General features: G+C 73.0%; 8 protein-coding genes. 2 read left to right on the top strand and 6 right to left on the bottom strand.

Annotated elements, in window-relative coordinates:
- A partial coding sequence (locus RISW2_RS22055) for an RsmB/NOP family class I SAM-dependent RNA methyltransferase (protein WP_043775264.1) occupies nt 1–682 on the top strand: 682 nt, incomplete at its 5' end.
- Between the two features lie 97 nt (nt 683–779).
- Complete coding sequence (locus tag RISW2_RS22050; protein WP_244437710.1) at nt 780–3,149, top strand: hybrid sensor histidine kinase/response regulator; 2,370 nt, start codon at nt 780–782, stop codon at nt 3,147–3,149.
- On the opposite strand, the gene RISW2_RS22045 is transcribed toward RISW2_RS22050, so the two are convergent.
- The 6 genes from RISW2_RS22045 to RISW2_RS22020 are packed head-to-tail and all read right to left on the bottom strand — an operon-like array spanning nt 3,146 to nt 7,838.
- On the bottom strand, nt 3,146–4,318 hold the full coding sequence (locus RISW2_RS22045; RefSeq protein ID WP_043775262.1) for a molybdopterin molybdotransferase MoeA: 1,173 nt from the start codon (nt 4,316–4,318) through the stop codon (nt 3,146–3,148). The two genes, RISW2_RS22050 and RISW2_RS22045, sit on opposite strands and share 4 nt — an antisense overlap.
- Entirely contained in the window at nt 4,315–4,791 is a 477-nt protein-coding gene (gene moaC, locus RISW2_RS22040) for a cyclic pyranopterin monophosphate synthase MoaC (protein ID WP_043775260.1), read from the bottom strand. The genes RISW2_RS22045 and moaC overlap by 4 nt, the downstream gene beginning before the upstream one ends.
- A 5-nt stretch (nt 4,792–4,796) precedes the next feature.
- Nucleotides 4,797–5,600: an indole-3-glycerol phosphate synthase TrpC gene (gene trpC / locus RISW2_RS22035; protein WP_043775259.1), complete on the bottom strand. Its 804-nt coding sequence runs from the start codon at nt 5,598–5,600 to the stop codon at nt 4,797–4,799.
- Entirely contained in the window at nt 5,597–6,241 is a 645-nt protein-coding gene (locus RISW2_RS22030) for a uracil-DNA glycosylase (protein ID WP_043775267.1), read from the bottom strand. The genes trpC and RISW2_RS22030 overlap by 4 nt, the downstream gene beginning before the upstream one ends.
- A 2-nt stretch (nt 6,242–6,243) precedes the next feature.
- The gene (gene trpD / locus RISW2_RS22025) at nt 6,244–7,260 is read right to left on the bottom strand and encodes an anthranilate phosphoribosyltransferase (RefSeq protein ID WP_043775257.1); all 1,017 of its coding nucleotides are present in this window, start codon (nt 7,258–7,260) and stop codon (nt 6,244–6,246) included.
- Nucleotides 7,257–7,838: an anthranilate synthase component II gene (locus RISW2_RS22020; RefSeq protein WP_043775255.1), complete on the bottom strand. Its 582-nt coding sequence runs from the start codon at nt 7,836–7,838 to the stop codon at nt 7,257–7,259. The genes trpD and RISW2_RS22020 overlap by 4 nt, the downstream gene beginning before the upstream one ends.
- Between the last annotated feature and the right edge of the window lie 321 nt (nt 7,839–8,159).

The raw sequence follows: 8,159 nt of genomic DNA, 5'->3' as shown, positions 1-8,159 counted from the left end.
CGAGGCGGCGCTCGCCGCCGAGGACATCGCGGTGCGCCGCAACCCGCGCGCGGCGACAGCGCTCACCGTCACCGCGAACGCGCGCCGCGTGGCGCAGTCCGCCGCCTACCGCGACGGCCTCGTCGAGCTGCAGGACGCGGGCAGCCAGGCGGTGATCGAGGCGCTGCCGCTCGCGCCCGGCGCGCGCGTGCTCGACTATTGCGCGGGCGGCGGCGGCAAGACGCTGGCGCTCGCCGCGCGGCTCGGCGGCGGGCCGGTCGCCGCACATGACGCGCATCCGCGCCGCATGTCCGACCTGCCGGCCCGCGCCGCGCGCGCCGGTGCGCGCGTCGCCGTGACCGATGCGCCGCGCGGGCCCTACGACCTCGTCCTCGCAGACGTGCCCTGTTCGGGCAGCGGTGCGTGGCGGCGGGCGCCCGACGGCAAGTGGCGTCTCTTGCCCGACGATCTCGACCGGCTGCGCGCCACGCAGGCCGCGATCCTCGACACGGTCGCGCCCATGGTCGCGCCGGGCGGCCATCTCGCCTACGTCACCTGTTCCGTCCTGCCCGAGGAGAATGCCGGGCAGGTCGACGCCTTCGCCGCGCGCCACCCGGGCTGGGAGGTCACCGGCGGCTCCGCCGTCCTGCCCGATGCGGACGGCGACGGCTTCTACGCGGCACACTTGACGCGCGTGCGCTGAACGGAGACGCTTTCAGCCGCGGGTTGTGCGGGAATCCGCGTTAACCGATTCTTAGCCCGGCATGGGGTGTAGTTCTGTCCGCAAAGGACATGCGGACATGCGCTTGACCGATCTCGGCCGTCACCGATCGATGCCCGCGGAACCCGGCGGCCCCGCCGCCACATTGCGCGCCCTCGCGGTCCTGGCGGCCGGTGCCGCGTGCATGCTCGCGCTGCCCTTCGCCGCGGGACCGGTCGCGCTGGTGGCGCTGCTCGCGGGCGGTGCGGTGCTCTTCCTCATCGCCGCGCTGCCGCTCATGCCGGTGCGGCCGATCCGCCTGCGTCGCCGCGGCGCGCTCGCCCATTACCGCGACGTGCTCGAGGATGACGCCGCCGCCTGCCTTCTCTGCGAGGCGGGCACGCGCGTCTTCCACGCCAATCCCGCGGCGGTCGCGCGGCTCGGCGCGGTGCCCGGCGCCTCGCTCGGGGCGCTGCTCAGGACCGAGCTTGCCCATCCTGCCGCGATCCTCGAACGCCTGCAGCGCCGCGCTGCCGCCGAGGGGCGCGCCAGCGAGGACGTGATCGTCGGCGACGGCGCGCTGCGCATCTCGGTCCGGCCGGCTGCGCCCGGTGTGGCGCTCTGGCGGCTCGAGGCGTTCGAGCCCCGCCGCGACGACCCCGCGAGCGTGCCGGTCCTGACGATCGGGCGGCACGGCGTCGTCCTCGCCATGAACGCCGCCGCGCGGTGCTGCCTCGGGCGGCGGGTGCGGCGCCTTTCGGACCTCGCGCCGTCCGCGCTCGACTTCTCCGGCGCGCCGCAGCCCATCGTCACCGCCGAGGGGCCGCGCCCCTTCGTGCTGCGCCGCTACGACACCGGGCCCGGGCGGTCCGAGGTGGCGCTCCTGCCCGAATCCTCCGCATCGCTGCCGCAGCTCGGCAGCCTGCTCGACCGGCTGCCGATCGCGCTCCTGCGCGTGGCGCCGGACGGTGCCATCCTGTCGGCCAATGCCGGCGCGCGCCGGCTGCTCGGGGTCGAGGCCGGGCCGCTGCCCTGCATCAGCGACCTGATGGAGGGGCTCGGCCGGCCGATCCCCGACTGGCTCGGCGACGCGGCGGCGGGGCGCGGGCTCAACCGGGCGGAGTTCCTGCGCCTCCGGCGCCCCGACGCCGAGGTCTTCGTGCAGATCACGCTGTCGCGGGTGGACGAGGATGCGGGCCCCGTCCTGATCGCCGTGCTGAACGACGCGACCGAGCTCAAGACGCTCGAGGCGCAGTTCGTCCAGAGCCAGAAGATGCAGGCGATCGGCCAGCTGGCCGGGGGCATCGCGCACGACTTCAACAACCTGCTGACCGCGATCTCGGGGCATTGCGACCTGCTGCTCTTGCGACACGACCGCGACGACCCGGATTTCGGCGACCTCGTGCAGATCAACCAGAACGCCAACCGCGCGGCGGCGCTGGTGGGCCAGCTGCTCGCCTTCTCGCGCAAGCAGACGCTGCGGGCCGAGCTCCTCGATCTGCGCGAGACGCTGTCGGACCTGACGCACCTGCTGAACCGCCTGGTGGGCGAGAAGATCGTGCTCGAACTGCGCCACGACCCCGCGCTGCCGTCGATCCGCGCGGACCGCCGGCAGCTCGAGCAGGTGATGATGAACCTCGTGGTGAACGCCCGCGACGCCATGCCCGACGGCGGCCGCATCCTGATCGAGACGGAAAGCGTGGTGCTCCGCGAACCCCTGCGCCGCGACCGCGCCGAGGTGGAACCGGGCGCCTACGTGGTGGTCAAGGTGATCGACGACGGCCACGGCATCGCGCCCGACAAGATCAGCAAGGTGTTCGAGCCGTTCTACACCACGAAGCGCACGGGCGAGGGCACGGGCCTCGGCCTGTCCACGGTCTACGGCATCGTCAAGCAGACCGGCGGCTTCGTCTTCCTCGACAGCGAGGTGGGGCGCGGCACCTGCTTCCGCCTGATGTTCCCAGCGCACGCGGCGGCGGTGGTGCGCGCCCGCCCGCTGCCCCCCGCGCCGCGCCGGCCCGCTCGGGGGCGCTCGGGCGTCATCCTGCTGACCGAGGACGAGGCGCCGGTGCGCGCCTTCGCCTCGCGCGCGCTGCGGCTCAAGGGGTTCACCGTGGTCGAGGCCGACAGCGGGGAGGAGGCGCTGCGCCTCCTCTCCGATCCCGACCTGCGCATCGACCTCTTCGTGTCGGACGTCATCATGCCCGGCATGGACGGCCCGACCTGGGTGCGGGCCGCGCGCGAGGCCCGGCCGGACGTTCCGGCGATCTTCGTCTCGGGCTATGCCGAGGACGCGATCGCGGTGCACACCGCCCACATGCCGCACGCGACCTTCCTGCAGAAACCGTTCTCGCTCGACGCCCTCGCCGAGGCGGTGCGCCTGCAGATCGATGTCCTGCCGCTGCCGGAGGCGCCGGTGCCGCCGCCCGGGCCACGGGTCGAGGACTGCGCCACCGGCGACAGCGGCTAGAGGGGAAGGTAGGGCACCTCGGCGCCCGCCGCGCGGGCGGGATCGTGGGGCGGCCGGACGATCAGCGCGTCCGCGGCCCCAAGCACGCTCAGGAGCGCGCTGTCCTGCCGCTCGAACGCGCGCAGGCCGGCCTCGGTCCGCTCGGCCCGCATGTAATGCTCGCGCGGGCCGTTGGCCGCGAGCGGCGCCGCCAGCGGCGCCACCAGCCGCCGGGCCGGTTCTGCACCGAGCCCCAGCATCGCGCGCACCACCGGCGCCACGAAGACATGCCCGCAGACGAGCGCCGAGACCGGGTTGCCGGGCAGCCCGATCATCACCGCGTCCCCGAGCCGCCCGGCCATCAGCGGCTTTCCCGGCCGCATCGCCACCTTGTAGAACGCCCGGTCGAGGCCCAGGTCGCCCGCGACCCGCGCGACGAGGTCGTGATCGCCCACCGAGGCTCCGCCGACCGTCAGCACGAGGTCCGCGTCGTCGACGAGCGACAGCACGGTCGACAAGGCCGCGACGCTGTCGCGCGCCACCGGCAGGAGCCGCGGCTCGGCGCCGAGCGCCGAGAGATGCGCGGCGAGACCGAATGTGTTCGAGGCGTAGATCTGGTCGGGCCCGGGCGCGTCGCCGGGCAGGACGAGCTCGTCGCCCGTGGCGATGATGGCGACCCGCGGGCGTCGCGTCACCGCGACCGTGCCCGCGCCCATGGCCGCGAGCAGCGCCACGTCGTTCGGCCGCAGAAGCCGCGGCGGCGCCATGCCGTGCCCGGCGCTGAAATCCGCCCCGGCCGGACGGATGTTCGTCCCGCTGCCGAAGGCGTCGGCGGCGGGCATCACCCGGTCGCCCTCGCGCGTGACGTCTTCCTGCAGGATCACCCGCGTCGCGCCCTCGGGCACCGGCGCGCCGGTGAAGATGCGCACCGCCTCGCCCGGGCCCACGCGGCCCACAAAGGCCGTTCCCGCGGCGCTCTCGCCGATCACCCGGAGCGGCGCACCCGGGGCGGCGTCGTCCGTGACCGCGTAGCCGTCCATGGCCGAGGCCGGAAAGGGCGGCTGGTCGCGCCGTGCGGTGACCGGCACGCGCAGCACGCGTCCCGAGGCCCGCGCCAGCGGCACGTCCTCGGCGTCGAGCGGCGCGGTCAGGGCGAAGAGCGCGTCGAGCGCCGCGGCGACCGGGATCATGGCGCCTCGAAACGCCCGGACTTGCCGCCGTCCTTGAGCCGCAGCGTGATGCCGCCGATCTCCATGGTCCGGTCGACCGCCTTGACCATGTCGTAGACAGTCAGCGCCGTCGTCGAGACCGCGGTCAGGGCCTCCATCTCGACGCCGGTGCGGCCCGTCGTCTTGACCGTCGCCTCGATCCGCAGCCCCGGAAGGTCGCGGTCGGGCACGATCTCGACCGCCACCTTGCTCACCGGCAGCGGGTGGCAGAGCGGGATCAGGTCCGACGTGCGCTTGGCGCCCATGATGCCGGCAAGCCGGGCGACGCCGATCACGTCTCCCTTCTTGGCCGAACCTTCGGTCACGATATCAAGGGTTTCGGGCGCCATCTTCACCCAGCCCGCGGCGACGGCGACGCGCGCCGTCTCGGCCTTGTCCGACACGTCGACCATGTGTGCATGGCCGTCCGCGTCGAAATGGCTGAGCCCCGCCATCGCGCTCAGGCCAGGACCGGGTCGGCGAGGATGCGGGCCGTCGCGGCCTCGACGTTCTCCTCGCGCATCAGCGCCTCACCGATCAGGAAGCTGCGGGCGCCGGCCTCGGCCATGGCGCGCAGGTCTTCGGGAGCGTGCAGGCCCGATTCCGACACGAGCAGGCACTCGTCGGGCACGTGCTGCGCCAGGGCGCGCGTCACGTCGAGCGAGGTCTCGAAGGTGCGCAGGTCGCGGTTGTTCACGCCGATGAGGCGCGAGCGCAGCTTGAGCGCGCGGTCGAGCTCCTCGCGGTCGTGCACCTCGACCAGAACGTCCATGCCCCATTCCATCGCGCAGGCCTCGAGCTCGGCCGCCTGCGCGTCGTCGAGCGTCGCCATGATGAGCAGGATCGCGTCCGCGTGCAGCGAGCGTGCCTCGACGATCTGGTAGGGGTCGTAGATGAAGTCCTTCCGCAGGACCGGCAGGCGGGACGCGCCGCGCGCCTGCGTGAGATAGGGCTTCGCGCCCTTGAAGAAGCTCATGTCGGTGAGCACCGACAGGCAGGTCGCGCCACCGCGCTCGTAGGCCTCGGCCAGACCCGCGGGGTCAAAGTCGCTGCGGATGAGTCCCCTGGACGGCGAGGCCTTCTTGATCTCCGCGATGAGCCCGTAGCCGGTGGCTTGCGCCCGGCGCAGGCTTTCCGCGAAGGGCCGGATTTCATCGGCGTTCCGGGCCGCGTCCTCGATGAGGTTCAGCGGCATCGTTGCCTTGTCCGACGCGATTTCGACGAGTTTTTGGGCCTTGATCCTGTCCAGAATGGTCTCTGTCATGTCCTCATCCAGCTGATTTCGGTCTCGCCCCTCGCCTTAAGCCAGTCGTTCACGCGCGAAAAGGGGCGGGAGCCGAAAAAGCCCCGCCGCGCCGACAGGGGCGATGGGTGTGCACTTTCAAGGATAAGGTGCCCGGCGCCGTTTATGAAGGGCCGGAACCTCTGAGCATGCCCGCCCCAGAGCACAAAGGCCCGTGGCGAAAGGGAAAGTTCGCCGATCACTTCCTGTGCCAGCCGTGCCCAACCGAGCCGCGCGTGCCCGCCCGCGTCCCCCGCCGGCACCGTCAGCGCGGTGTTCAGCAGGAGCACGCCCTGGTCCGCCCAGTGCCGCAGGTCGCCGTCTTCGGGCGATGCACCAAGGTCGGCCTGCATCTCCTTGAAGATGTTGGACAAGGAGCGGGGCAGGGGGCGCACGTGCGGGGCCACCGAAAAGGCGTGCCCGTGCGCGTGCCCGGGCGTCGGATATGGGTCCTGGCCAAGGATCAGCACGCGCACTTCCTCGGGTGCCACCGCCTCGAGCGCGGCGAAGACCTGGTGCTCCGGCGGCAGCACGGGACGCGTCTCGGCTGCGAGCCGTGCCGCGATCGCGGGCAGGTCGCGGGCGAAGAAGGGCAGATGCGCCCAGGCCTGCGGCGGGGACAGCCTCACGCGGTCGCGGTCAGCCGGGCCAGCGCCTCGATCCGGGCCATCGCGGCACCGGAATCGATGCTCTCGGCCGCCATGCCCGCGCCCTCGCGCAGGTCGGGCGCGCGGCCCGCGACCACCAGCGCCGCGGCGGCGTTCAGCAGCACCGCGTCGCGGTAGGCCCCGGGCGCGCCGCCCAGCATCGCGCGGAAGGCGCGGCCGTTCTCCTCGGGCGTGCCGCCCAGGATCGCGTCGAACGGATGCTCGGGCAGGCCCGCCTCTTCGGGATGGGTCTCGAACTCGCGCACCGCCCCGTCCTCGAGCGCCGCGACCTGGCTCGGCCCGCAGATCGACAGCTCGTCGGTGCCGTCGCCGCCATGCACGAGCCACGCCCGCGTGGACCCGAGCGTGCGCAGCGTCTCGGCCATGGGCCGGATCAGCAGGCGCGAGAACGCGCCCGTCAGCTGCAACTTGACGCCGGCGGGATTCGTCAGCGGTCCCAGGATGTTGAAGATCGTTCTTGTGCCAAGCTCCATGCGCGTCGGGCCGACATGGGCCATCGCCGGATGGTGCATCGGCGCCATCATGAAACAGATGCCGGCCTCGCGCAGCACGTCGGACACGCGGCGTGCGTCGATCATCACGTTCACGCCCATCTGCGCCAGCGCGTCGGCCGATCCGGATTTCGACGACAGGTTGCGGTTGCCGTGCTTGGCCACCGTCACGCCCGCGCCCGCCACCACGAAGGCCGCGCCGGTCGAGATGTTGAGCGTGCCCTTGCCGTCGCCGCCGGTGCCGACGATGTCCATGGCGCCCTCGGGGGCGGTCACGCGGTGGCATTTCGACCGCATCACCGCGGCGGCGGCCGCGTATTCCTCGACCGTCTCGCCCCGCGTGCGCAGCGCCATGAGCAGACCGCCCATCTGCGCCGGCGTCGCCTCGCCCTCGAACAGGAGGGTGAAGGCGCGCTCGGCCTCGTCGCGCGTCAGCGGCCGGTCGGCGGCCGCCCCGATCAGCTGCTTCAGGGTGTCACTCATGCGGGCACCGGCAGGATGTCGAGGAAGTTCCGCAGCAGCGCGTGGCCGTGCTGGGACGCGATGCTCTCGGGATGGAACTGCACGCCGTGGATCGGCAGCGTCCGGTGCGACAGCCCCATGATCGTGCCGTCCTCGAGCTCGGCGGTCACCTCCAGCGCCTCGGGCAGTCCGTCGCGGGCCACGACGAGGCTGTGATAGCGCGTCGCCTCGAAGGGCGAGGGCAGCCCGCCGAAGACGCCGCCGCCGGTGTGGCGGATCCGGCCCATCTTGCCGTGCACGATCTCGGAATGCCGCACGACCCGTCCGCCGAAGGCCTGCCCGATGGTCTGGTGCCCGAGGCAAACGCCGAGGAGTGGCGTGCCCGTCTCGGCCGCGGCCTCGGTCAGGGCGAGGCAGATGCCGGCCTGCGCCGGATCGCAGGGACCGGGCGACAGCACGATGCCCGCGGGGTTCAGCGCCATGGCCGCCTGCACGTCGAGCGCGTCGTTGCGCGCCACGCGCACCTCGGCCCCGAGCTCGCCCAGATAATGCACGAGGTTGTAGGTAAAGCTGTCGTAATTGTCGATGAGCAGCAGCATGCGGGCCTTCGTCGGTGTCTTTCGGCGCGGGCGGGCCCCCGGAGGCGCGCCGGGGCTGGCCGCGGCAGCGCCAGTCGCGGTATACTTGGGCCGAGCCGCGAAGCGGCGTCAAGGGCCGGCCGGCCCTTGCGTCCGCCTGCGGGAACCGGCACGCAAGACATGCAGCAAGAGGCCGGGCATTGCGAGGACGAGCGGGAGGGCACCGGATGGCACGGGGATTTCTGTCGGGCGCGGCCCTTGGGCTCGTGACCACGGTCACGGCGGCCGGTGCACTGTCGCTCGCCGTCGGGCCGCCGGCCGACCGTGCGGAGCCCGCCGAGC

It is taken from the genome of Roseivivax isoporae LMG 25204 (assembly GCF_000521865.1).
In the GTDB taxonomy this organism is placed as follows: domain Bacteria; phylum Pseudomonadota; class Alphaproteobacteria; order Rhodobacterales; family Rhodobacteraceae; genus Roseivivax; species Roseivivax isoporae.
This window is presented reverse-complemented; position numbering and strand designations above follow the sequence as displayed.